We start from the raw sequence: 24478 nt of genomic DNA on the forward strand, positions 1-24478 counted from the left end.
CCGCCCCACCCTCACAGACGCGGAATACGAATCGAAATTTATGGAAATTCTGGAAGGGGTAAATGCTGGCTGGAGTCGAGGGGATGTCGCGGGATTTTTAATCGCAAAACGGCTTAAAGATAGTGAATTGGCTGGTTGGTTGCGACGGTTTGGAACTCGATTGTTTGAGGAGGAGACGCACGCATCATCCACCGCCCCTGCGGATGTGGTGGCTTCGCTGCAGGAATTGGCGCGCAGGCTGGGTTTGTTTGGTAGAATGGGTAGCGGGGAATTGTCGCAGGTGGCGGGGGATATTGGGCGGGAGATTTTGACGCGATTTCCGCTACCGGTGGTTGAGGATGATGTTGGATATGGGAATGTGATTGAGGCGGTGTTTGTTGGGAATGGTTTAGGTTTTTCTGGGGATGGGAATCGCAGCGGCGCGTCAGGTATGCCCGGATGAATTGAAATTAGATTGAGAGGCGAAAGCTTGGTATCATTGAGAGCGCGATTGCATCTGACAACTAAGCAATTGCTCTCCAACCACACTACGGTTAGTTAGGACAAATTGAATGGCCGAACTTGCCTATATCTAGCATTTTGGTCGAGTTGGGCGATCGGCATGATATTCTTAGCAATTAAGCACCGCTTCCGTCGGTAATTTTCACGCAATCAAATAGGACTAAACAAAACTGAAGTCCTCACTACAAACTCAAATCCTCATGATACAAGTAATCGGCATCGACTTAGGCGGCACCGCAATTAAACTCGGCAGATTTAGCGAAGATGGTGTTTGTCACCAATCTTTAACAGTTCCCACTCCTCAACCCGCAACTCCAGAAGCCGTCTTAGCTGCCATCACCGATGCTATTTTACAACTAAATCCTGCCGAAAATGCTGTAAGTGCGATCGGTATCGGCACACCAGGCCCAGCAGACGCCGCCGGCAGAATAGCCAGAGTCGCAATTAACCTCAAAAATTGGCATAACGTCCCCCTAGCTGACTGGTTGGAAGCCAAAACCAGACTGCCAACAATATTAGCAAATGACGCGAACTGTGCCGGATTGGGAGAAGCTTGGTTAGGTGCAGGAAAGCACTTTAAAAACCTCATATTGCTAACATTAGGAACAGGAGTCGGCGGTGCAGTTATCCTCGATGGCAAACTATTTACAGGTCATCTAGGCGCGGCAGGAGAGTTAGGATTAATTGCCATCAATCCCGAAGGCCCGGAGTGCAACAGTGGCAATCGCGGTTCTTTGGAACAATACATTTCCGTACAAGCAATTCGCCGCGACACTGGTTTGGAACCCCTAGAATTAGCAAATTTAGCTAAGTCGGGAGATGCCAAAGCTTTAGAATATTGGCAAAATTACGGGCGCTATCTCGGTATCGGTTTAGCAAGTCTGATTTATGTTTTAACACCGGAAGCTATTATTATCGGCGGTGGAATTAGTGCGGGTGCAGAGTTTTTCTTGCCTGCGGTTAGAGCCGAAATTGAGCGGCGGGTGCTACCTAGTTCTCGCGAAGATTTGCAGTTATTGCTTGCCAAATTGGGCAATCAAGCAGGTATGGCCGGCGCCGCAAAATTAGCTTGGCAGCTAGCTTTAATGACTAATAACTGATTGACTAATATCAATTTTGCTTGTACTTATACATGATGTTAACTGTTAACTGTTATTTGTTATTTGTTATTTGTTATTTGTTATTTGTTATTTGTTATTCCAATGAAGAGAGGATTTGATATAACAACGAACAACGAACAACGGACAACTAACAACTAACAACTAACAACTAACAACTAACAACTAACAACTGCCAACTAACAACTGCCAACTAACAACTGCCAACTAACAACTGCCAACTAACAACTAACAACTAACAACTAACAACTAACAACTAACAACTAACAACTAACAACTAACAACTAACAACTGCCAACTAACAACTAACAACTAACAACTAACAACTAACAACTAACAACTAACAACTAACAACTAACAACTGCTTTCCTAACAACTAACAACTAACAACTAACAACTGATGACTTCTTCATGGCAGAGACTGCCCCGTCGTATTTTTGATGTATTCCTGAATTTTTTGATAATCGTCTGAGTTGCCTTCGCGCATGAGGATAATATTAGTCGCGCTGTCAGGCAGAAAAAAGCTGATTAGCCGACCGTTTTGTTCGCAAACAAAACAGCTAATTCGACTCAAATCGATCGCAAATTCCTTGCGGTCAAAATAAATTTTTATCCACGAACCTCTAGAATTGCGATCGATGGTTTTTTTGAGGTAATCGAGAACTTGCTTGTAAGCCTCATGATTGCCTTGGGGATGCAGGATAATCGGCTGACTGCTATTAGGCAGCCAAAATGTGATGCGCTTGTTATCCAGTTCGCTCGAAAAAGCACTAATAGTGTCAAGATCAATTATGTATGTATTTTTTTCATAAATAAACTTGCTCCAGTAAGCCACACAACCCTCCTCAAACCTGCGTTTCCTGGTATTTTATGATAGTTTGACAATTCATACCATTTTAGATTTTAGATTTTAGACTTCGGCTAACGCTCAGTCGAACGATTTTAGATTGAGAATGACAGATGATTTTGGGGATTGACCTCCTACCTGCCGTTGTATTGTGTTTTGAGATTGGTATCACTATTGAAATCACAGCTAAAAAATTCAGTAGAAATATAAGTATTTTTGCTTTTTACCTTTTACGTTTTCCCTTATGCCTTGGGGTACTAGCCCCCCAAACCCTATGTTAGGGCAGAGGTGAGGTTTTTCTGTCGTTAAGAATGCTGCCCGATATCATGTCCGGTAGATGAGACCCCTCTTAAATTCTATTGTTGGGTTGGGCGGGTGAGAGTACGATCAACTATCTGTCCTATGTGAATATTTGTCTGCACTCACCCGTCCCTACAGACACTTAATATATCAAAACTAATCGATCGCACAGGATAGGAGATTAACTTCCGGCAACTTTCCCCGCTACCAAGTCCCGAGAGTCAGTTTCTAAAACATCCTGCTTTCCCTGGGTGCTAGCCGCCTGGATAAACCCTTGAAACAAGGGGTGGGGGGCGCTAGGTCTAGATTGGAATTCAGGGTGAAATTGACAGGCGATGAAAAAGGGATGGTTGGGTAATTCGATCATTTCTACCAATCGGCCGTCGGGAGAGGTTCCCGATAGTGCATAACCTGATTCTAAGAACAGATTGCGGTAGGAGTTGTTGAATTCGTATCGGTGGCGGTGCCGCTCGTAAATCACTTCTTTTTGATAAAGTTTGAAAGCGAGGGTGTCTGGGTTGACGCGACACGGATACAAACCCAGTCGCATTGTACCGCCCAAATCGACTACATCTTGCTGTTCTGGCAATAAATTAATTACCGGATTTGCCGTAGTGGGGTCAAATTCAGCACTGTTGGCATCCTTCAGTTGGGCGGTGTTGCGCGCCCATTCAATCACAGCACACTGCATCCCCAAACACAATCCCAAAAAAGGTATTTTGTGCTGTTTAGCATATTCGATCGCCGCTATTTTGCCATCGACTCCCCGAATCCCAAAACCTCCGGGTACAACAATGCCGTTGATATCTTTGAGATAATTATCGAGATTTCCCGATTCTAAATCTTCTGAGTTAATCCAGTGCAAATTTAGGTCGCAGCCGATCGCAATTGCCGCGTGCCGCAAAGCTTCAACCACCGAAAGATAAGCATCGTTCAAGCGCACGTATTTGCCAACCAAAGCAATATCAATCTTGTGGCTGGGACTGTAAAGCCGCTTGACTAAGGTTTGCCACTGAGTCAAATCGGGTTGCCGCTGTTCGAGTTGCAGCAAATTGATGGTTTGTTCTGCCAAACCTTCTTCTTCCATCATTAGAGGCACTTCGTAGATACTTTTGGCATCTTGAGCCGTGATGACGCATTCTTCGGGTACGTTGCAGAATTCCGACAATTTTTGTTTGAGGCCCAAAGGTAAAGGCCGATCGCACCTACAGACTAGAATATCTGGTTGAATGCCGATCGACCGCAACTCCTTAACCGAGTGCTGAGTCGGTTTAGTTTTCATCTCCCCAGCCGAAGGAATCCAAGGTATCAGCGTTACGTGCATATACAAGACATTTTGCCGCCCGACATCCTTGCGAAACTGGCGAATTGCCTCCAAAAACGGCAAAGACTCAATATCTCCCACCGTGCCGCCGATTTCCGTAATCACCACATCGGGGTTAGTATTTTTTGCGACTCGGTGAATGCGCTCTTTAATCTCGTTAGTGATGTGGGGAATCACCTGCACCGTGCTCCCCTGATACTCGCCGCGGCGTTCCTTATTAATCACAGCTTGATAAATCGAACCCGTGGTGACGCTGTTGAGGCGAGACATGGAAGTATCGGTAAAACGCTCGTAATGCCCCAAATCCAGGTCGGTTTCCGCACCGTCTTCGGTGACAAAGACTTCTCCGTGCTGGAACGGGCTGAGAGTGCCGGGGTCAACGTTAATATAGGGGTCTAGCTTCAAAATCGAGACCGAGTAGTTTCGGGACTTCAATAAGCGGCCGAGGGAAGAAGCGACAATTCCCTTCCCGATACTGGAAACCACGCCGCCGGTCACAAACACAAATTTGCTCATAGGATTTTCAACTTTAGATGTTTCTCAGTTAAGGTAACACTCAACTTTAAGAGCTAAAATCAAAAATTGTCCAGCAGGGCTAGAGCATTTTTCCTGTACGGGTGGGGAGGCGATGGGTTGCAGATTGGCTCGATCGGGCGTTTTGCACGGGTTTTGAGAGCGATCGCCCAAATTAACAACCTGTGCGCGAACATTTGTATGGCGATCGCCCCACCACTCAAACAAAAAATGCTTTTTACAAAACCCAGATGCAGGCGATCGATCCAGAAACCGCAGATATCGGGCAGATGCAACACCGAAGTCTATAATCCCAAACACAGATCCTCCCTTATTCCTGATTTTTTCTTCCCAATTACCAGACTGGTTGACTTTCTATTAAAAGCGTGGCTGCAATGGTGTCTACCGGCTTTGAGAAAAAGTATCCCTGTCCGTATTCGCATTTCAGCGATCTGAGCAAATTAAGCTGTTCGATGGTTTCAATTCCTTCAGCAATTACATCCATGCGTAAATGAGTGGCTAAAATTAAAATAGTCTGTACAATAGCTTCATTGCCTTCGTCTTCAGTCATGCGGCTGACAAAAGCTCGATCGATCTTTAAAGCGTCAGTTGGAAAAGTGTGCAGGCGGCTCAAAGAAGAATAGCCTGTGCCGAAATCATCAATATATAATTGAACTTCTAAATTTTTCAATTGTGCGAGGGTAGCGGCTGCTGATTCGGCATTGTCCATGATTACGCCTTCAGTAATTTCTAATTTTAAGCTGCGGGGGTCTAGTTGAGTTTCTTGTAAAATTTCGCTGATGCGATCGATTAAATCCGGCTGTTTGAATTGTTCGTTAGAAAGGTTGACGCTGACAGTCAAGGGCGGATTTATGGGAAATCTTTGATGCCACTGGTGGATCTGACGGCAAGCCGATCGCATCATCCACCAACCAATCGGTACAATCAATCTGGTTTCTTCTGCGACTAAAATAAATTCGCCGGGAGATACTAAACCTCGCGAAGGGTGATACCACCGCAGCAGCGCTTCAAAACCGCTGATTTTACCGCTGGTTAGACAGACGATGGGCTGGTAGTAAAGCCGAAATTCATGGGAGTCGAGAGCTCGCCGCAAATCGTTTTCTAGTTGCAAAAGAGCGACGGCGCGAGTGTGCATACTTAAGTCAAAAACTTCGTGGCGAGCTTTCCCCAATCCCTTAGCGTGATACATAGCTGCATCTGCATCTCGCAGCAATTCTTCGGGTCGATCGTACAACATTTGGAACGGGACATTGGCAACGAGAGAGTCGGAAGACAAGCAAGACAAAGCAGTTGCCCGATCGATATTTTCGACATTTCCAGAGTCCGATAGTTCGCTGCTTTGCCTTGGCTGCGGAGGTAAACCAGAAGAAACAATGCCAATGCTAGCACTGCTAAAAACTTGATATTCGTTGAGGTAAAAAGGCTCTGCTAGTTCCGCTTGCACTCGTTCGGCAATTTGGATTGCATATTCTGTATTGTTGATATTTTCTAACAAAATAGCGAATTCGTCGCCGCCGAGACGGGCAACGGTATCTCCAAGGCGCAAACAGGTTTCCAGGCGCTGCGCGATCGCGACTAGCAAGCGATCGCCCACTAAATGCCCCAAACTGTCGTTGACAACCTTAAAGCGGTCGAGATCGATAAACAGCACCGCAAACAAAACCTCGGGACGGCGTTTTGAAAGCTCGATCGCGTGTCTTAAGCGATCCATAAATAAAGCTCGGTTGGGCAAACCCGTTAGCGTATCGTGCAAAGCATCGTGTACTAACTTCTCTTCTGCTATTTTGCGGAGGGTGATATCTTCGACAGTGCCTTCGTAGTAAAGCAAATTGCCACCAGCGTCGCGAACCGCCCGGCCGTTCTCGGAAACCCAGATGGTAGTGCCGTCAGCGCGGTAAACTTGGGACTCGAACTCTGACACACAACCGTGTTTTTCGATCGCGCGCAAAAATTCGACGCGGCGGTTGGGATCGAGGTAGAGTTGGCGATCAATATTGTGTATGTTTGCGATCAGTTCCGGGGCTGACTCGTAGCCGTAAATTCTCGCCAAAGCAGGGTTAGCGCTGAGGTAGCGCCCGTCGGGCGTTGTCTGAAAAATTCCCTCGATCGCGTTTTCAAAGATGCTGCGGTATTTTTCCTCGGCTTGTTGCAGCGCTTCTTCCGCTTGTTTGCGATCGCTGATATCCGTCAGCGTCCCGAGATAGCCGAGAACTTCCCCGCTGTTGGCAATTTCCGGGACTGCTTGCCAAAATATCCAGGTTGTGCGGTCGCCGTTGCAAAAGCGGTACTCTAATTTACAAGGCAACTTGTTTTTAACAGCGCCATACCATTGGCTCAAAACGCTCTGGCGGTCTTCGGGGTGCAAACTTTGAGTCCAACCTTCGCCGAGTGCTTGTGAGACTGTCAGTCCCGCCATCTCCAAAAATCGCTCGTTGACGTAAAAACAATCTCCAGCCGCGTCAGCGCGGAAAATCCCGACTGGCAGGATTTTTGCCAAGGTGTAATAGCGGTATTCGCTTTCTAGCAGGGCGCTGGCTGCTACTTTAGTCTCGGTGATGTCAAACATCGCGCCTTGAATGATGACTGATTTGCTTGCTTCATCGCGAACTGCGATCGCTCGATCGCGGAACCAGACGACTCGACCGTTGCGGGCGATCGCGCGGTATTCTGAAACCAGCGGGGCGTCGCCAAAGATATCTTCTCCCTCGCTAAATTTTTGTGTGGCGTTTTCAACTAACACGCGATCACGGTCTTCTGGGTGAACGAGTTTCAGCCACAAATCTGGGTCTGCCCTCCATTCAGCTACAGAATAACCCAGAAAAGTCTCGATTTGTGGGCTGATGTAAAGTTTGGCAGCGCTGCGGTTGAGGGTAGAAATGTAGGTGACAGCCGGCATTTGTTCTACAAGGGCGCAGTATTTCGCTTCTACGGTGCAGAGTGCTGCTTCTAGGCGCTGCCGCTCTAATTCGGCGGCGGCGCGTCCGGCAAATATGCTGAGAATTAGTTGAAATTTAGTGAGTTCTGCTTCTAGCAAAGGTCGATCGTCGAAAATACAAATAATCCCTAAAGGTTCGCCGTAAGAGTTTTTGAGCAGGGCTCCGACGAAACTGCGCGAACCTGTAACTACCGCTCTGCGGTCTTGTGGGAAGGCTTCCACCAGGCCGTCTGGACAGGAGTACATTGCCTGCTCGAACACTAGGGTTTCGGGAGTATTGGCGGTGTCGCACTCAAAATTTGGCTGTAGCTGTCCGTCGCTCCAAAAACTGAGCACTTGCAATCGATCGGGAATTGCATCGCTGCGTTCGATCGACTTAATAGACTTGGCCGCCACGGCGCAGCGAACTCCGAGTGCAAAGGCCAAGTGGCGAACTAAAGTATCAAAGAATTCCGATCCTCCCGGCGCATCAGTACCTGCTAGGATGTGGCCGAGCAAGTCTCGATCTAATTCCGGGGAATCGCTGACAGCGGCTTGGTTGCTGGCCTGGGGGCGAGAGGGATTTTGGGTCATCTCTCCCTCCACGCTCAAACTTGTGGTTTTACTGGTGCAAGGCCCCACAACAGGTGAAGAGTTTACTGTTGGGCGCTGTTGCTGGGGGCATAATAGAGCGCGGACAATACCTAAAATTTTACGCAAGAATCTGTCAGCGACGGGGAACAGATTTGAGTTGGGGAAAAGCCAAAAGTTTTTCTGAATTTTCAATTTTGCAGGTAAATCGCCGTTTAATTCTGGCGGCTGTGGTTGCTCTGCCGGCGGCAGATTGGGAGGCCTTCGCTGCAATTTGAGATAAATCACTCCGGCAAAAGCTAAAGTCGCTGATAATCCTAGAAGGTATACAAGAATCTCAAAGTAAAAAAATAAATCTCGATCGAACATTGATTAATACCGCTCGACAATTATAGTAGTTATCTGAAGGTAATCTATTTATTAAAAATAACTAAGTATTGTCACTAATGGGTAGCGCGGACAAGGTAGGATAGCAGTGAAGGCGACAATGCAAGTTAATAACCCTGATGAAAGCGATCGTTTTTGAAACGCCCGGAAGCGCGTCCGTGCTGAGACTACAAGATATCCCCGCCCCTACTATACAAACAGAAACTGAAGTTTTGGTGCGGTTGCGGGCGGCGGGAGTCAATCCGATAGATACTAAGTTGCGATCGCGCGGCACTTTTTATCCAGAAAAAACTCCTCACGTTTTGGGGTGTGACGGTGCTGGAATCGTAGAATCTGTCGGTGCTGCGGTGCAAAGTTTCCAAGTGGGAGACGAGGTTTTTTTCTGCAATGGCGGTTTGGGCGGGTTGATGGGTACCTATGCTGAGTTTGCCGTTGTAGACGAACGTTTCCTCGCCATCAAGCCTGCTGCTTTAAGTTTTGTTGAGGCGGCGGCGGCACCGTTAGTTTTAATTACAGCATGGGAATCGCTGTACGATCGGGGGCGGTTGCAAGCTGGCCAAAAAGTATTGATCCAAGCTGGTGCCGGCGGTGTCGGCCACGTCGCGATACAGTTGGCTTCGTTGCAAGGTGCTGAGGTTTGCACTACTGTTGGTTCCGAAGCCAAAGCCGAATTGGTACGGCAGTTGGGTGCAGATTTAGTTATTTTATACAAAAATACCGATGTTGTCGATGAGGTTTTGACTTGGACTCAAGGACAAGGAGTTGACTTGGCTTTCGATACAGTCGGGGGAGAAACTTTTTACCAAACTGTTCCGGCTGTGAAGATTTATGGCGATTTGGTAACAATTTTGGAACCCGATCCGGCTTTGGGGAATTTAAAAACAGCGAGGATGCGAAATCTGCGAATTAGTCTGGAATTAATGTTAACTCCGATGTTGCAAGGTTTGGCGGAGGAACAGGAACAGCAGGCTCATATTTTGCAGCAGTGCGCTGGTTTGTGCGATCGTAATTTGCTCAAAATTCATGTCAGCAAAACTTTCCCGCTAGCACAAGCTGGTGCTGCTCACGAACTGTTAGAAACAGGCTCTGTAACAGGTAAAATAGTTCTTGAAATTCCCGGAGATTGAGATTTCGGGCGAAGGGAATTGGCGGCGAAGAGAATTTGCAGCGGGATCATCTCATATTTGTAAAAATACTTCTTTTGACTCCTTCTTTCTTCCTCTTTCCTCTTTCCTCCTGTCTCCTGTCTCCTGTCTCCTACCTCCATTTTTTAGCTTGGCTGCAAAAGTGAGATGCTCCCCTTGCAGCCGACTACGGGAGCGGGTTGAAAATATTGTGAATTCAACCTACATTCCGCCCTTCAAATTAAACCTAAAATAAGGTTTAAAACAAGAATGCAGTTCGCTTGCTCGTGGTTGAAATCCTCAGAAAATCAGTCATATCATGTCCGCAATACGAACCGTCCGTTTGTGTTATTAATCGCTCGGACATGATGTCATATAAAATCCTCTCTTCATCGGGATAACAAATAACAGTTAACAAATAACAGTTAACAAACAACAGTTAACAGTTAACAAACAACCGTTAACAAATAACAAATAACCGTTAACAAATAACAAATAACCGTTAACAGAATCTAAAACCTCAAATTTCCCATCTAAAATCGCGTAACTTACCGTCTCTACCCAAAGCTTCATCGGCCAATTCCACCATCCAGCGATTCGGCCGCGCTTGGGGTCTGGCCGCGAGCACCAAGGCCCAAGCTTCTGGTTCTTTACCCCGGCCCAACAGCGCAGCACAAACAGTCAAAGCTGTGGCTGTTGAAAGGCTGATGCCACTTTGACAGCAGACGAGCAAATTGCCGGGGTTCGCCGACATTTTGAGGGCAAAGTCAATAATTTGGAGGACGTCATCGAGTGTAGCTAAAACCAGATCGGGGTCGTCAATTGGGGTTTCGAGGTCGTTTAACGATCGCCGCAGTCGGTTCGGGATTTTGTGAAAACTTTTGGGTTCGGGTAGGCCCGGAGTGCCGATCGAGATTAAGTATTTGAGTTGCCGTCCCGCAGGGCGATCGATAATGTATTCAGTGGCTTCTCCTTCCGAAGCTATCAAAATTTTCGGCAGTTTTTCACCCAATAAATCTGCAGAAGTTGAAAATTCAGAATCAACTGTGTTTACCTCAGCGCTAACATCCGGCAAGTATTGGGCCGCCAGGGCGCGAACGTCAGCAACTTCGCGGTTTAAAGCTGATTCCAGAGCCAAAATTGCAGCACCAGATCCAATTTGACCCAAGGATTTAACAGCTTTTTGACGGACTCCAGGGGTTTCGTCCCCCAGCAGATGCACCAAACCTGCGACGGACTCCTCTGTCGCAATTTGCCCCAAAGCAGCAGCAACTCTCCACCGAACATAGGATTCGCTGTCGCCTCGCGCGATCGCCAGTCCCGTAGCCACCATTTTTTGCAAGTTAGCATCGCCGCCTGTATTGATGTTCCCCAGGGCCACCGCCGCCCTGCCGCGCACGAAAATATCTCGATCCGAGAGCGATCGCATTACTGCCACCGCAGCCACCTCGCTGCTGATTTCCCCCAAGGCAGAAACTGCACTGCCGCGCACGTCTGAGTCTTTATGGTTGAGGGCGGCAAGCAGCCCCGCCAAAGCCGTTTCCGTGCCGATTTGTCCCAAGGCCTCGGCAGCCCTCAAAGAAACGGCGTAGTAGTCGGGATCGTGCAGCAATTCTACTAAGTGGGGTACTGCGTCGGGGTCGCCGATTTTCCCCAAAGATGCCGCAGCCCGGGCGCGCACTATTTGATTTGTGTCTCGGAGGGCGGCAAGCAGCCCGGGAAGCGCCTCAGAACCCCCAATTTTCCCGCAGTTGACCGCAGCCCGCCAGCGCACTTCGGGGTCTTGGTGTTTGAGGGCAGCAAGCAGTGCTCTGACGGCTGTTTTCGGCTTCATTTGGCCCAAGGCCCAAGCAGCCTTGGCGCGCACTGCTGAGGTTTTGTGGTTGAGGGCTTCTAGCAGTGCTGCGACTGCTGGTTTCGAGTCAATTTCTCCTAGGGCCCAAGCGGCCCAAGCTTGCACTTGGGAATCTTCGGATTCGAGCGATCGGGCTAATTCAATTACTGCGGCTTCCGAGCCAATTTTGCCGATCGCCCGAATGCTGTGAAGGCGCACGGCACTTTGTTTGTGGTTCAATGCTTTGACTAGGATCGGAATTGCCCAGTCGGAACCAGTTAGTGCTAGCAGTTGAATTTTTAGCAGTGGCGAAGTTGGGATTTTTTCGATTAATTTTATTGCTGTTTTTTGAAATTCTGGTTTGAGAGTACCTGCTAGCTTCGAGCCTAGTTTTAAGTTTACTTTTAAAGCTAATTTGATGGCGCGCAAAGCCATACTTTCCTGTTCTACTTGTGGCAATATTGTCGCCAAGGCGTGCATCCCTTGTCTTTCTTTCAAATATTTTTGTTTAAATTGAGCATCGCTGAGCTCTGGTAGCTGTTGGATGAGGGTTGCTGCTGAGTTCATTGATTTATCCTCATATTTTGGCGATCGCTTGAGATTGCTCTTTTAAACTCACCGAAGCGTCCATTTTAGATTTTAGATTTTAGATTTTAGAATTGCTCCACAGATTAATCGGGAAGCTTAAACTCTGGTTGATTTTTTTTAGTTAGACACTGACTCTCGCATCAGCGACTTGTACCTGTTTTTGGGCGGGCTCATAAAAAAAAATTAGCTGCACCTACAAAACTCAAATTCTCATAAAACTTGTACTACTTTTAAAATATGTCGAATTCGACTATTTTTGGCAATTCCTCAATAATTAATTATCTAAGTTGTTTTGGCGATCGGCAAGAAAGTTAGTAGTGTTTGCTACTTGGCATCGCCGCGCTCTTGACTAGGCGAACTGCGCTATATAATTTTAGAGCAAGTTAGGTTCAAAGAGCGATCGGCTCCGTTGAACGCAGCGAACCGAAAACAGCCCAATTCCCGGACAGTATCTTACCCGTAGGGCCCGTTTTTCAAAACCTCAGCCAAAGCGTTACCGTTATCTCGCAAACCTTCGTAAAAAAACAGCACTTCTCCTTGAATGCCGCGGGCGCGGTTGTAAGCAATTACTTGCAACAATAGCTCAGGATTCATGCTATACTTACTACCTCGATTCGCTAACAAAATACCGGGGGATACGCAGTGCAGTTGTTCGCCGCTAAGCTGTTGGTCAACGAGTCGATCGACCAATTGTTTGTAAGCCTTAAAATCCCGGCGGTAAAACTGGGGATGAAGCATATCAACCAACTTTTTGTCAACCCAAGTTTGAGAATCTTGCAAATATTCCACCAGTCCCCATTCATAGGGACTAGGCGAAAGCGACAGCAACAAATCAGGATTAATAGCCTTCAATTCTCGGTGCAAGCGAGCCACAAACTCAGTAATAATATCGGCGCGCCAGTGCAGCCAATGTTGCTCTCTCGGATTCTGTGGCGCTTCTCTCCCGCACTCTTGCAGGTAGCGTTTAACCGTTTTTTCGTCATAACCGCCTTCGGAAGGAAGCGCAATGCGATCGTCTCCTTGAACCCCATTTACCGGATAATTCCTAGCAACTTCCAGCATCAACCCCAGCAAAAAATCTTGAACTTCCCCATCAAGAGAATTCATCCATTCAAACTTATTTTTTTTAAGTAAATTGCCGCTGCAATCGCGAGCCGCCCACTCAGGTTTTTTCGCCAGCAAATGACCGCCATTGAGATTGTAAGAACTCACAAATCCGTATTCAAACCAAGGAATAACTTTTAAACCAACTCTATTCGCCTCAACAATTAATTCTGCCAGAGGGTCGCGCCCTTGATAGCGCGCATCTATTTCTACCCCAAATTGTTCGCGCATAATTTGAGAAGGATAAGCAGTAAAACCCCGGTTCCAAACAACAGGAAAAACTGTATTAAATCCCGTATCTGCCAGAAAGTCCATTGCTTCAGCAATCCGCTGTTTTGAGGTGAGAACTTTGCAGTCGGTGCTGGGTATCCAAACGCCGCGAATTCCCGTGTGATGGGGCGTAAATGTTCTGGGAATCGTTATTTCATTTTTCGCGTCAACTAAAACCGCAAACTGCTGTTTAAATAAAGATTTGAAACTGTGAATTGCTGACTGGAATCGCTCTAAAAATGGCATTTAATCTAGGGATTTACAAGATTTTGCACGATTTTTTATAACTCGCATTAGGTGTCAATATTAGCAACGGGCTCGCGTGCCCGTTCCACAATTAATAAAATTTCTTGTGGGCTGTTAGCAACGGGCTCGCGTGCCCGTTCCACAAACAATAAAATTTCTTGTGGGGCGGGCACGCTAGCCCGCCCCTGAAATTTTACTGACCAGCCCTGAAATTGTGCTATGCAGCTACTCCAGACAACTTCTGGCTCAAAGCTGCTTTCAAAAGCTCGGCCTTGTCAGTTTGCTCCCAAGGCAACTCTAAATCAGTGCGCCCGAAGTGACCGTAAGCCGCCACATCTTGATAGAAACGGCCGCCTCTTTCTGCCGGCAAATTCTGCAAGTTAAATGCGTGAATTATCCCTGCAGGACGCAGTTCAAAATGCTGCTTCACAACTTCCAAAAGCCGATCGTCATCAACTTTCCCCGTCCCAAAAGTTTCGATCATCATGCTGACAGGCCGCGCCACGCCGATCGCATAACTCAACTGCACTTCACACTTTTCGGCCAAACCGGCCGCCACGATATTTTTAGCAACGTAGCGACAAGCATAAGCCGCGCTGCGGTCTACCTTCGTGGGGTCTTTTCCAGAAAAAGCACCGCCGCCGTGGCGAGAATAGCCGCCGTAGGTATCCACAATAATTTTGCGGCCCGTCAAACCCGAATCTCCTTGAGGCCCGCCGACTACAAATTTGCCGGTAGGGTTGACAAGGAAGCGAGTTTCTGAATCCGGCTTGACGCTAATATCGGCAAACACTGGTTGGACGACAGCAGTCCAAAGGTCTTCTTTAATCTTGGCTTGAACCGCGGCTGTTTCTGTGATATCGCCGATCGCCTCAGTGTGCTGCGTAGAAATTAAGATCGTATCGATACCAACAGGTTTTCCGTCTTCGTAAATTACCGTAACTTGGCTTTTGCCATCGGGACGCAGATAAGATAACTGACCTGTTTTGCGGACTGTGGCCAATTGACGGCAGATCCGGTGCGCTAAGCTGATCGGCAGAGGCATCAATTCCGGCGTTTCGTTGCAAGCAAAACCAAACATCAAACCTTGGTCGCCCGCGCCGATAGCATCCAATTCCTCTTCGCTAGCTTCTTCCCGGCTTTCCTGAGCCGTATTGACACCTTGGGCAATATCGGGAGACTGAGAGTCTAGAGCCACCAACACCGAGCAGCTATTGGCAGAAAAGCCGTTGTCAGCGTGGATGTAACCAATATCGGCTATTTTTTTCCGCGCTAATTCTATGTAATTTACCTGCGCTTTTGTGGTAATTTCGCCCGTGAGCAGCATCAAACCCGTGTTGACGACAACTTCGGCGGCGACGCGGCTTTTAGGGTCTTCGGTCAGCAAGGCATCTAGGATTGTATCTGAAATTTGATCGCAGATTTTATCGGGATGGCCTTCGGTAACAGATTCAGAGGTGAACAGGTAGCGACGTGACAATGATTATTTCTCCTTTTATGGGGGCGAATCCTGCACGACATCGGCGACAGACGACTGACTTTTCAGGTAGAGGCCAAGAATCATCGCCTCTGGGTCGCCGTCTAAGGTGTGTCGGTCTGCTCTGCAGTGTTGAAGCAGGGTTGGAAATTAGGTAAAGTGACACTACTATAGCAAAGTCATAGGATTTTAGACTTTAGATTTTAGATTTGAGCTGGGGAAGGACAGGTGAGATCGAGGTTGGGAGCTTTATCTACAGTTTAATTACTTTTGGAAACTAATATCAGTTTGGGTAAGTCCTAAAGTCCGAACGATCGAACCTCTACGAGTTGCAATTACAATTGATTGGGGTCGATTCCCATTTCTCGGAGTCTTGATTCTAAAGCTTGCGATCGCGATCGTTCTTGTTCCAGCAAAGCTTCTGCTTCCTGAGCCCGTGCTTCCGCCTGCTGCCGCAATTGCGCGAGTTCCACAAAACTCACAAACGGTTCTCCCGACGGCCCGAACATTTCGAGTCCAGTTTCAGACAATCCAAAGCGCACCCCCAATCTCGGACTAATCCAACCGTCGATTTGTTCGATCGCCTCTAACTCTTCCTCAACCCGCTGCCATCCTGTCAATTCTAATGTTTGCCTGTCGTACAAATAGTATTCTTCCACACCGTAACGTTCGTAAAATTTGAATTTTTTAATCATGGGAGCCGGACGATTTCCCGGCGACCAAATTTCAAACACAACTTGCGGCGAAATCTTATCTTCATTCCACTGTTTATAGGAACCACGATAACCTTTTGGTATCCCAAAAACTACCATCACATCTGGTGCTTGGCAAAGTTTATTATTTCCTTCAACAGGATACCAAAGCAAGTCGCCTGCCACAAAAACATTCGGATCGTTCGCAAACAATAGTTCTAAGTTTTCCTTAATCCAGACGATTAATCGGAATTGTTCAGTATTGTCTGACATTGGTTCTCCGTTGTCGTCGGGGTAGATAATATTTGATTTGTCGGGAGATTGCAGTTGTGTAACCATTGCTGTTTCCCCAAATTTGCTGCTAATAATATTGTATTGTAAATGATATCAATTCCGTCCTTCGTAGGGACGAGTTTTATCAGAAATCTTCGCAATCATTCAAAGGATAAATAAACCTGCCCCCGCCCCACGGTCAATCTGAATCTACATGGCGATTTACCGTTGGGTGGGGACAGGTTGTTGAGATTGTTTGTTTCCGGCGATTATGGTGGGTGAAACCCGCCACGACGATCGCACAAATTATACGATCGCGAATCAACGAGAAATGATATTAGAGAACTCGATAATTCATCGGTGTATCCGTATCAAAATCTCTGAGAGTGCCTTCTTCCTTACCCTAAAAAGAAACAATCAAGTAACCATTTTGGAATTTAGCACCAGTAACAGACTTCCCAGTTAGCGCCGGAGGTAGCAAAATATTGCGCCGCTGATCGCCCGCTTCGATGGTCACTTCCGGCCCGGATTGAATCAATTTAATTTCTTTCTTATCAAACCCCGGCAAAAACAAACTAACTTGACGCTGTGCAATGTTTATGTTAATCGGTTTAGGAGCTTTTGCGGCCTCAGAAAAATCGGGCAAAGCATCAATTAAGGGCTGCCAGTTACTGTCACTGTGCGCCGGAACCGAAACCGCCGTCAAAGGCTCAAAATCTGCAGTAATAGCTTCTGTAACCGGTGCTTGATTAACAATGACACCGCCCACAGTCAAGCCAACTTGTTGAGAACTTCCCCAAAGATAGCGGGCCGTGGCGATCGCACTTGCATCCCCAGTCGTCACCAAAAAAGCCGCCGTGCGGTTCGGATCTGCCAGCGCTTCCTTACCCTTATCCAACAGATTATCGACTTGCTTGGTAGATTGAAAAGCATTGTCTCCCGACAAATCCACAGTCAACACGGTACTGACAACCGGTTGAATAAAAGGCGAAAGCGCTTTCCCCAAATCCGAATCTACCAAAGCTTGGCGGAACCTGCGGATGTACCAGCTCAGAATTTCCGGCATTCCCAGCATCCGCAGCGTATCCATGCCGCCATTGCCGTCATAGACAATTACATCGTATTGTTTGCTGTCCTCATATTCCCGAAGTTCGTTCAACGCTAGGGCGCTGTCCATTCCCGGTAAAACTCCCAATTCTTGACCATAAATCTGTTTGAAAAATGGGGTACGGACATATTGAGCTTCCAGTTTTTTAACTTCGTCCCACCTGCGTTCTAGCAGTGGCGCGCTTTGCACCTGAACTGCTTTGAGGTTGGGGGCTATTTCCTGGGGGTTCGGAGTCAGGGGAACTCCTAGCAAAATACCCAATGCAGGGCCCGGATCTTGGCCGAGCAGCAGAACTCGCTTGCCTTGAGCTGCGTATTTTTTAGCTGTTGCGATCGCGATCGTGCTGCGGCCAGTGCCGCCTTTGCCCAAAAATGTCAAAATCAAAGCCATTTTCTGTTCTCAGTGCCAAATTTTCAGTAAGATTACGAATTATCAATGCTTTAGGCCATGACTGGCTAGTTTTCTAGGAACTATCTAGCAAGCCAGTTTACCGAAATAACTTTTTACCAGACTCCCTACAGTGTCCCTCACCTGTCGCTGACCTACAAGCAAACTGATCTAGCAATATTCTAGAGTTTGGTTGTCGGTCAATATTTGCGATCGCCCGTCCAGCCTTTATTCACAACCTCAAGGAACGATCGCTGCTTGAGATTGCAGGCTGAATCAATTACCCAAAGCCCGATCGCACTTTCTGCACTCTCGATCTACCGAGCGATTGTAAAATTTTGTGACAATTTTAATTCGGTAGCATTAGATACAGAATTATCTGTTATAGTCATAAATAGGACTAAAAAAATAATTCAACATTGAAATAAAAAAATACGGAGGAACCGCATATGTCTACCGAAAATCAAGCCCGCTCTCTGATGATGCGCCACCACCACATGGTGAAGAACCGGCAGCAATCCATGCTCAACCGCACCGCTAGCGAAGTCGGGATGGAAGATACCAATTACTGGGGCCACATTCAAGGCAAAGCGCAGCCAAGCCTTCGATCCAGTTACGATCGCAGCAACGCCACCATGAGCTAAGGCAAGCTCAATTTCCCTAATTGTCTACGAAGTTATTACCGATAATTTTTTGGAGAAACCAGTTATGTCAACTCAAGAACAAGCCCGCAGCCTGATGATGCGCCACCAACACGTCGTCAAAAACCGTCAGGAATCCATGCTGAGCCGTGTGGCTGCTGAAGTTGGTTTAGATGCTGGTTCTCCAGCGAGTATCGATCGCAAATAACTCGTTTTTTCAACAGCGAGACAGTTGAATCGAGTTTGTTGTTTTTAGCTAAAAATTAATAATGACAGTTACAAAACCGTCGCGACTTCTTCTTGAGTTCGATCTCTAGAAAGCAAGTCGCGATTAATTTTTTTTGGGCTAGTTAAATACAAAAAGTAAAGCACAGCCTCGCTTAACGGCATTTCCCCGCCGAAAAACCGGAAAACGAGCAACCCTTACCAAATCATCAGTCGCGGGCAATCTCAAATCTAAAAGTTGTGAGCCAGCGAAGCCGAAGTATCTAAAATCTAAAATTCAAAGTGATATAATCCCTCTTCAGAAGATTGAAGGCTACTAGGGAGGTCATCATGTCGGAGTGGAAAGTAATTGACGGCGGAGTTACAGCACCCAGAGGATATCGAGCATCGGGAATTACAGCGGGTTTGAAGCCTTCAGGCTTGCCGGATTTAAGTTTAATTTTGTCAGAAGTAGACGCGATCGCCGCAGGAGTCTTCACTACATCCACCGTCCGGGCCGCTTGCGTGGACTACTGCCGCCAGCGTTTGCAAACTAAACCCAGCGCCAAAGCAATTTTGTGCAATGCGGGACAAGCAAATGCCGCTACTGGCGAACAAGGTTTGGCAGATGCCCTAGAAAGTGCCAAATTGTTGGGAGAAGCGCTAAATATTCCTCCAGAATCGATTCTTTTGGCCTCCACAGGAGTAATCGGACAGCGGATTAAAATGGAACCGCTGAGGGCGGGAATTCCGCGATTAGTTGCTGAGGCATCGGAAACTGGTTCCGATGCGGCGGCGAAGGCTATTTGTACGACTGATTTAGTGCCGAAAACGATCGCCCTAGAAACTGTGTTTGGCGATCGCACCGTGCGCGTCGGCGGCATTTGCAAAGGTTCGGGAATGATTCACCCGAATATGGCAACAATGCTAGCATTTGTAACCTGTGATGCAGCAGTATCCTCGCATTTGTGGCAAGAAATGCTGAGTCGAGCTGCTGACAGAAGTTTCAATCAAATTACAGTTGACGGCGATACCAGTACCAACGATTCGCTCATTGCTTTGGCCAACGGTCAATCTCGCACCCCGGCGATTACAGAAATGGGCCCGGAGGCTGAAAAATTAGAGGCGATGCTGACAGAAGTTTGCGTGCATTTAGCAAAGGCGATCGCCCGCGACGGCGAAGGTGCAACTTGTTTGGTAGAAGTGCAAGTTAGCGGTGCCGCCGACGAAGTTTCTGCCAGTAAAATTGCCAAAACAATAGTCGGTTCTTCTTTGGTGAAAGCTGCTATTTTCGGACGCGATCCCAATTGGGGCAGGATTGCGGCGGCTGCGGGGCGCGCTGGTGTTCCTTTTGAACAGGAGAATTTGCGGATTCAATTGGGAGATTTTTTGATGATGGAAAACGGCCAACCCAAAGAGTTCGATAAATCTGCTGCGAGTAATTATATGAAAGCGGCCGCTTCGGGAGAATATTTGAAGGGAGACACGGTTTTAATTCAGGTTGGTGTCGGGAATGGCGGCGGTTTTGCGAAGGCTTGGGGATGCGATTTGAGTTACGATTACGTGAAGATTAATGCCGAGTATACGACGTGAACTACCAGACGCTGACCACTTAAGTGGTACAGCGCCAGCTTCCTGATTCAACGGGGCGGGGCGTCCAACAAAACCGAAGTTTTACTCTTGTCCACTTACATCCCCTCCTCCGGCAGAAGCGCTAGTTCCTAACGCCAAAATCCGCAAGGCTTCATTCCTAATGTTGATGGCGGCGTTGACATCGCGATCGTGGTGATGACCACAATGCTGACAACTCCATGCTCTAATATCAAGAGTGAGATTATCAACTCGATTTAGGCATATATGGCAAGTCTTAGAGCTAGGAAACCATCTATCGATTTCGACATATCGTTTTCCTTCACTCTCGGACTTGTACTTAAGCATCGTACAGAACATACCCCAACCAACATCGCTAATAGCTTTGGCTAAATTATGATTCTTTACCATGCCTTTAATATTGAGATTTTCCACTGCAATAACTTGGTTTTCGTCAACTATCTTGCGGGATAGCTTGTGCAGAAAATCTTCGCGACACCGGGCTATTTTGGAGTGGACTTTTGCCACCGCCAGTTTTGCCTTTTTCCTGTTTTGACTGTTTTTATTTTTACTAGCAAGCTTTTGCTGCTTGCGTTTCAAGTTTCGTTGACCCTTGACAAAGTGTTTGGGATTGCCAAACTTAGAACCATCACTGGCGATCGCAAAATGAGTTAACCCTACATCGATGCCAATAGCTTGATCCGCTGGAACGAATTCAGGTTTTTCTTTCCCATCCGAGATCAAAACAGAAACAAAATGTTTACCGTCCGGGTTCCGAGACACGGTAACAGTCTTAATGTTTCCCTCAAAGTCACGATGTCGCCGACAATGGACTAATCCAATCTTGGGTAGATGGATATAGTCACCGTCGAATTTAACATTTTGAGGATAACTAATCGACTGCCTACCGTGCTTGGCTTTGAATTTGGGCGGCATTGCCCTCTTGTCAAAGAAATTTTTATAGGCAGTAGATAAATTGAGGGCGACCACCTGCAAACATTGAGAATAAGGCTCTTTTAACCATTCGTACTCTTTTTTGAGGTTAGGGAGCAAGCCTTGTATGTATGCCCGCTTACAGTCCTTTCCCAGTATTCTTGTAAGTTTCTTGACATAGATTTAAAGCGTAGTTCCAGAACCATCTCGCGCAGCCAAAAGACTTTGCAAGCAAGACTTCTTGCCCACCTGTGGGATAAATTCTGTACTTGTAGGCTTTATACATTTATCAAGATTGCCGAATACAGATAAAAAAAATCATAGCGCACTACCACAAAATTGATTCGCTGTTGCTCAATTTATTTTCACCGCGAGTTTGGGTTCTATAAATACAAAACACCAGATGCTCCCCAATCTCGCGCCAATAAATCCATCATCGCTGGGAGAGTGATTTGGTGGCTTGGAAAACACTGTAAATTGCTCTAACTTAGCAATACTAAGGCTTTGTGTCTCCCCCGACAGCGGAAGCGGTACCCAAAAAGCTATACTTGAATTGCATGACTTTGCCTCAGACTGCTCGAAAGCGGGGCCGCAGTGCCAAAAGTCCTAGCCTAGCGGGGTGTAAGCCATCGCCCCAGGGTGCAAAAGTTCGATCGCCAGCCGCATTTGTGACAGTCTGTAGTACGAACTCGTCGGATGTTCATGCTCAACAAAAACCGTCAAGCAATCGTCGCATTGCTGACAGCAAAGCTCCAAAGCTGAGGAATCGGGTGCATTGTCAACAGACAATTTCAGCTTTGGACAATTCACAAGCAAAACTCATCAGACAGAATTTTCTGCCTGTAATATTTCCTGCGGCGATAATTCACTGCCGGGATAAATATTTCATTTTTTGCCTGTCGCAGACTTTTACAAGTCGAACAAGTAATTTGGAACAACCATCAACAGCCTAATTATCTATTAGACATCAACCGAATTTAAGTTGATCTTTTGACTCGACAAGAGTGAAAGATACTTGTTCGCAGATGTCTGCTGAAAAACCCACAAGCTTTTCCGTTTGGAAAACTTAAGAGCGTGGTAGATTTTAACACAATACAGCGGTTGCATATGTCAAGAATTAACTTGCTCAAAAAAACAGAAAACAAAGAAAAATTTTCGATGGCGGCTTGGTTTGGCAACGGCGAGTCAAATCCAGAGTTAGAAGCATTAAATCAGCAGGCAAAACCTGTAGCAACGCAAAAACTTAACCCCCAAAATAGCAATGCAGGTAAGCCGATGCCACTCTTTTTTTCCGAACAACTGGCTTCTGTAAAAACCGCCAATCAAAACTCGTACATTCAGGATTTTGTCGATAAATTATCCTTGAAATTCAACAAAATCTTACCAGTTAAAATTGGGGGGTTGCCCATCCATCAAAAAATTGGTGTCGGGTATTTACTAGCAATAGGAATCGGCTTTCTCGGCTCCATGAGCGGACTGGTGATTGCCGACTACTACCAAGGAAAAGGATTAACACAGCTCCATGAGGCTCACGTACAAGCGCAATTGCTCGGCAATTTTAAAGATGCAGCCCTCGCGGCACAATTGCAGGGAGCGCAGCTAGATTCTTTTGTAGATAATTCGGCCAAGCTGGAACTCCAAAAACAGCAGTTTTTTAACAGTATTGTTAAAGCAAAAAACCTGCGGCTGGACATAGAAAGATTTGCCGATAGCGAACCCGCATGGCTGGCGGCAAAGCCGGAAGTTATCAAAACTTTACTGCAAGATTGCACGAAAAATTTAGAATCCTATGCCGATACTCTCTCTTTAACTTTGCAGCAAATCCAGCAATCGCAACTGTCGCCTCGCGAGATAGAGTCAGCCAGAAAATTGTTGGCGACAGAAAGTGGAGAAGGTGCAAAACAACTCGAAGCTCGCTTTCAGGAAGTGAGCAAAATCCTCGATATTGCCCAGCGGCAAGAGCGGCAAAGCGGTGCAGTTATGGAGGACGCTCAAGGCATCGAAAAAGCCATAATTATGATGAGTATGCTGCTGTCGGTGGCAGTGGCGGGAATGGTGGCTTACCGCACCAGTCGGGCGATCGCCAAACCAGTCGTCAGCCTCACTCAGGTGGCCGAACAAGTAGCCGCCGAGTCGAATTTTGATTTGCGAGCACCCGTCACCGGACAAGACGAAATAAGCTCGTTAGCTGTGTCTCTCAATCACCTGATCGAGCGAGTTTCGGAACATACAAAAGAATTGGAACAAGCCAAGGAAGAGGCTTTAGTTGCTAGCACTGCCAAAAGCCAGTTTTTAGCAAATATGAGCCACGAGTTGCGGACGCCTTTAAACGCGATTATCGGCTACAGCCAACTACTTTTAGAAGAGGCGGCAGAGCTTGAAGGAGAGGATTTTGTTCCAGACTTACATAAGATTCAAAATGCTGGTACGCACTTGCTATGTTTGGTTAACGATATCCTCGATTTGTCTAAAATTCAAGGGGGGGAGGTGAAACTCGAAATCGAAGAATTTGACATTGCATCCCTGGTTGATAATGTGGAGATTGCGACTAAATTGTCTGTAAAAAAGAATGGCAATGTTTTAGAAATAGAGTGCAATCCTCAAACTGTCGGCACAATGCACGCAGATTTTGCGAAACTGCGGAAAGTGCTGCTGCATCTGCTGAGCAATGCTGCTAAGTTTACCAAAAACGGTCTGGTAAAAATCAGCGTCAGCCGCATTGAGGGAACCGGAAAATCTAAGGCAGCTAAGCTGTCGGGTATTGAAAATTCAATTGCTACAGGCTCGATTGCTTGTCCAATTGCTAGTGCTGAAGCATCGGATTGGATTTGTTTCCGAGTTCAAGATACCGGCATTGGAATGTCTGAGGAACAGCAGTACAAATTGTTTGAAGCCTTCGTGCAAGCTGATTGTTCGGCGACGCGCAAGTACGGCGGCACTGGATTGGGACTCACAATTAGCCGCTATTACTGTCAGATGATGGGCGGCGAGATTTTGGTGGAAAGCGAGGAGGGAAAAGGGTCAATTTTTACTGTCCGCATACCTGCAGGAGATGGTTAATCTCAAATCCTCTCTTCATCGGAATAGTAAATTCACTCTTGACTGTTGACTGTTAACAGTTAACAGTCAACATCATGTATGAGTGCAACCGGAATTGATATAATATCTAATGCGAATCGATGGCGATGTTGGTTTAGATCCTATCGTTTCCGGCTGCATCGGAATTATATATTTGAATTGTCGAGAGTGCTGTCGGGGAAGTGTCCCGTGAGGTTGCGGGTTCTCGATGGCGCTACATATAGTCATTTCAAATAAGTATGAGACTATTTAAAAATGAGGTAAAATGAATAAAAATAGTGAAGCTGCTAGGAAAATGTCTTACAGTATTGATTTGAGAAAAAGAGTAGTGGATTATGTAGAAAATGGCGGTCGTATCGCTCAAGCTGCCGGACTTTTTAAGGTAGGAAGGGCAACGATATATCGGTGGCTGG

General features: G+C 46.8%; 17 protein-coding genes and 2 pseudogenes. 8 read left to right on the forward strand and 11 right to left on the reverse strand.

The window, feature by feature from the left end; genetic code table 11:
- Both IQ263_RS21690 and IQ263_RS21695 read left to right on the forward strand, forming a co-directional pair.
- A pseudogene (locus tag IQ263_RS21690) lies at nt 1-442 on the forward strand (tetratricopeptide repeat protein); the annotation flags it as partial.
- A 259-nt stretch (nt 443-701) separates the two neighbouring features.
- Complete coding sequence (locus IQ263_RS21695; protein ID WP_194070189.1) at nt 702-1601, forward strand: ROK family protein; 900 nt, start codon at nt 702-704, stop codon at nt 1599-1601.
- 427 nt (nt 1602-2028) lie between these two features.
- Here IQ263_RS21695 and IQ263_RS21700 read toward each other — a convergent pair whose 3' ends face one another.
- The 4 genes from IQ263_RS21700 to IQ263_RS21715 form a co-directional block, all read right to left on the reverse strand.
- On the reverse strand, nt 2029-2454 hold the full coding sequence (locus IQ263_RS21700; protein ID WP_194070191.1) for a hypothetical protein: 426 nt from the start codon (nt 2452-2454) through the stop codon (nt 2029-2031).
- 493 nt (nt 2455-2947) lie between these two features.
- A complete protein-coding gene (gene pyrG, locus IQ263_RS21705) occupies nt 2948-4606 on the reverse strand; it encodes a CTP synthase (protein WP_194070193.1) in 1659 nt (552 codons plus the stop codon).
- A gap of 24 nt (nt 4607-4630) precedes the next feature.
- Nucleotides 4631-4924: a hypothetical protein gene (locus IQ263_RS21710; RefSeq protein WP_194070195.1), complete on the reverse strand. Its 294-nt coding sequence runs from the start codon at nt 4922-4924 to the stop codon at nt 4631-4633.
- A gap of 34 nt (nt 4925-4958) precedes the next feature.
- On the reverse strand, nt 4959-8498 hold the full coding sequence (locus IQ263_RS21715; RefSeq protein WP_194070197.1) for a sensor domain-containing protein: 3540 nt from the start codon (nt 8496-8498) through the stop codon (nt 4959-4961).
- A gap of 137 nt (nt 8499-8635) precedes the next feature.
- Between IQ263_RS21715 and IQ263_RS21720 the strand changes: the two genes are divergently transcribed.
- The gene (locus IQ263_RS21720; RefSeq protein WP_194070199.1) at nt 8636-9643 is read left to right on the forward strand and encodes a zinc-dependent alcohol dehydrogenase family protein; all 1008 of its coding nucleotides are present in this window, start codon (nt 8636-8638) and stop codon (nt 9641-9643) included.
- Nucleotides 9644-10160: 517 nt separating this feature from the next.
- Here the strand turns inward: IQ263_RS21720 and IQ263_RS21725 are convergent.
- The 5 genes from IQ263_RS21725 to IQ263_RS21745 form a co-directional block, all read right to left on the reverse strand.
- Nucleotides 10161-12041 (reverse strand): HEAT repeat domain-containing protein, encoded by a 1881-nt coding sequence (locus IQ263_RS21725; RefSeq protein WP_194070201.1) that lies wholly within the window; start codon nt 12039-12041, stop codon nt 10161-10163.
- 474 nt (nt 12042-12515) lie between these two features.
- Nucleotides 12516-13682, reverse strand: a complete 1167-nt coding sequence (locus tag IQ263_RS21730; protein ID WP_194070203.1) for a glycoside hydrolase family 10-like protein — start codon at nt 13680-13682, stop codon at nt 12516-12518.
- Between the two features lie 217 nt (nt 13683-13899).
- Nucleotides 13900-15162 carry a methionine adenosyltransferase gene (gene metK, locus IQ263_RS21735; RefSeq protein WP_194009212.1) on the reverse strand — a complete coding sequence of 421 codons (1263 nt, stop codon included), beginning with the start codon at nt 15160-15162 and terminating at the stop codon, nt 13900-13902.
- A gap of 332 nt (nt 15163-15494) precedes the next feature.
- Nucleotides 15495-16190, reverse strand: coding sequence for a Uma2 family endonuclease (locus IQ263_RS21740; protein ID WP_194070205.1), 696 nt, complete (start codon nt 16188-16190; stop codon nt 15495-15497).
- Nucleotides 16191-16527: 337 nt separating this feature from the next.
- A complete protein-coding gene (locus IQ263_RS21745; protein ID WP_194070207.1) occupies nt 16528-17622 on the reverse strand; it encodes a Get3/ArsA fold putative tail anchor-mediating ATPase NosAFP in 1095 nt (364 codons plus the stop codon).
- 446 nt (nt 17623-18068) lie between these two features.
- Here IQ263_RS21745 and gifA point away from each other — a divergent pair, with 446 nt between their 5' ends.
- The 3 genes from gifA to argJ all read left to right on the forward strand — a co-directional run bounded on the left by gifA (nt 18069) and on the right by argJ (nt 20057).
- Nucleotides 18069-18263: a glutamine synthetase inactivation factor IF7A gene (gene gifA, locus IQ263_RS21750; protein ID WP_194009216.1), complete on the forward strand. Its 195-nt coding sequence runs from the start codon at nt 18069-18071 to the stop codon at nt 18261-18263.
- Nucleotides 18264-18327: 64 nt separating this feature from the next.
- Nucleotides 18328-18468, forward strand: a complete 141-nt coding sequence (locus IQ263_RS21755; protein WP_194009217.1) for a hypothetical protein — start codon at nt 18328-18330, stop codon at nt 18466-18468.
- Between the two features lie 347 nt (nt 18469-18815).
- On the forward strand, nt 18816-20057 hold the full coding sequence (gene argJ / locus IQ263_RS21760; protein ID WP_194070209.1) for a bifunctional ornithine acetyltransferase/N-acetylglutamate synthase: 1242 nt from the start codon (nt 18816-18818) through the stop codon (nt 20055-20057).
- A 47-nt stretch (nt 20058-20104) separates the two neighbouring features.
- Here argJ and IQ263_RS21765 read toward each other — a convergent pair.
- Both IQ263_RS21765 and IQ263_RS21770 read right to left on the reverse strand, forming a co-directional pair.
- A pseudogene (locus tag IQ263_RS21765) lies at nt 20105-21273 on the reverse strand (RNA-guided endonuclease InsQ/TnpB family protein).
- 320 nt (nt 21274-21593) lie between these two features.
- Nucleotides 21594-21797: a hypothetical protein gene (locus IQ263_RS21770; protein WP_194070211.1), complete on the reverse strand. Its 204-nt coding sequence runs from the start codon at nt 21795-21797 to the stop codon at nt 21594-21596.
- Nucleotides 21798-22061: 264 nt separating this feature from the next.
- Between IQ263_RS21770 and IQ263_RS21775 the strand changes: the two genes are divergently transcribed.
- Nucleotides 22062-24047, forward strand: coding sequence for a sensor histidine kinase (locus IQ263_RS21775; protein WP_333195150.1), 1986 nt, complete (start codon nt 22062-22064; stop codon nt 24045-24047).
- Between the two features lie 313 nt (nt 24048-24360).
- Nucleotides 24361-24478 (forward strand): IS630 transposase-related protein (locus IQ263_RS21780; protein ID WP_194066405.1); only part of this gene is annotated, 118 nt, incomplete at its 3' end.

The organism is Tychonema sp. LEGE 06208 (assembly GCF_015207505.1).
Lineage (GTDB): Bacteria > Cyanobacteriota > Cyanobacteriia > Cyanobacteriales > Microcoleaceae > Microcoleus.

Excerpts from the sequence above, each read along its gene's own strand:
- IQ263_RS21695 (WP_194070189.1), top strand. The coding sequence starts at position 702 with ATGATACAAGTAATCGGCATCGACTTAGGCGGCACCGCAATTAAACTC.
- pyrG (WP_194070193.1), bottom strand. The coding sequence starts at position 4,606 with ATGAGCAAATTTGTGTTTGTGACCGGCGGCGTGGTTTCCAGTATCGGG.
- IQ263_RS21715 (WP_194070197.1), bottom strand. The coding sequence starts at position 8,498 with ATGTTCGATCGAGATTTATTTTTTTACTTTGAGATTCTTGTATACCTT.
- IQ263_RS21720 (WP_194070199.1), top strand. The coding sequence starts at position 8,636 with ATGAAAGCGATCGTTTTTGAAACGCCCGGAAGCGCGTCCGTGCTGAGA.
- IQ263_RS21725 (WP_194070201.1), bottom strand. The coding sequence starts at position 12,041 with ATGAACTCAGCAGCAACCCTCATCCAACAGCTACCAGAGCTCAGCGAT.
- IQ263_RS21730 (WP_194070203.1), bottom strand. The coding sequence starts at position 13,682 with ATGCCATTTTTAGAGCGATTCCAGTCAGCAATTCACAGTTTCAAATCT.
- IQ263_RS21740 (WP_194070205.1), bottom strand. The coding sequence starts at position 16,190 with ATGGTTACACAACTGCAATCTCCCGACAAATCAAATATTATCTACCCC.
- IQ263_RS21745 (WP_194070207.1), bottom strand. The coding sequence starts at position 17,622 with ATGGCTTTGATTTTGACATTTTTGGGCAAAGGCGGCACTGGCCGCAGC.
- gifA (WP_194009216.1), top strand. The coding sequence starts at position 18,069 with ATGTCTACCGAAAATCAAGCCCGCTCTCTGATGATGCGCCACCACCAC.
- IQ263_RS21755 (WP_194009217.1), top strand. The coding sequence starts at position 18,328 with ATGTCAACTCAAGAACAAGCCCGCAGCCTGATGATGCGCCACCAACAC.
- argJ (WP_194070209.1), top strand. The coding sequence starts at position 18,816 with ATGTCGGAGTGGAAAGTAATTGACGGCGGAGTTACAGCACCCAGAGGA.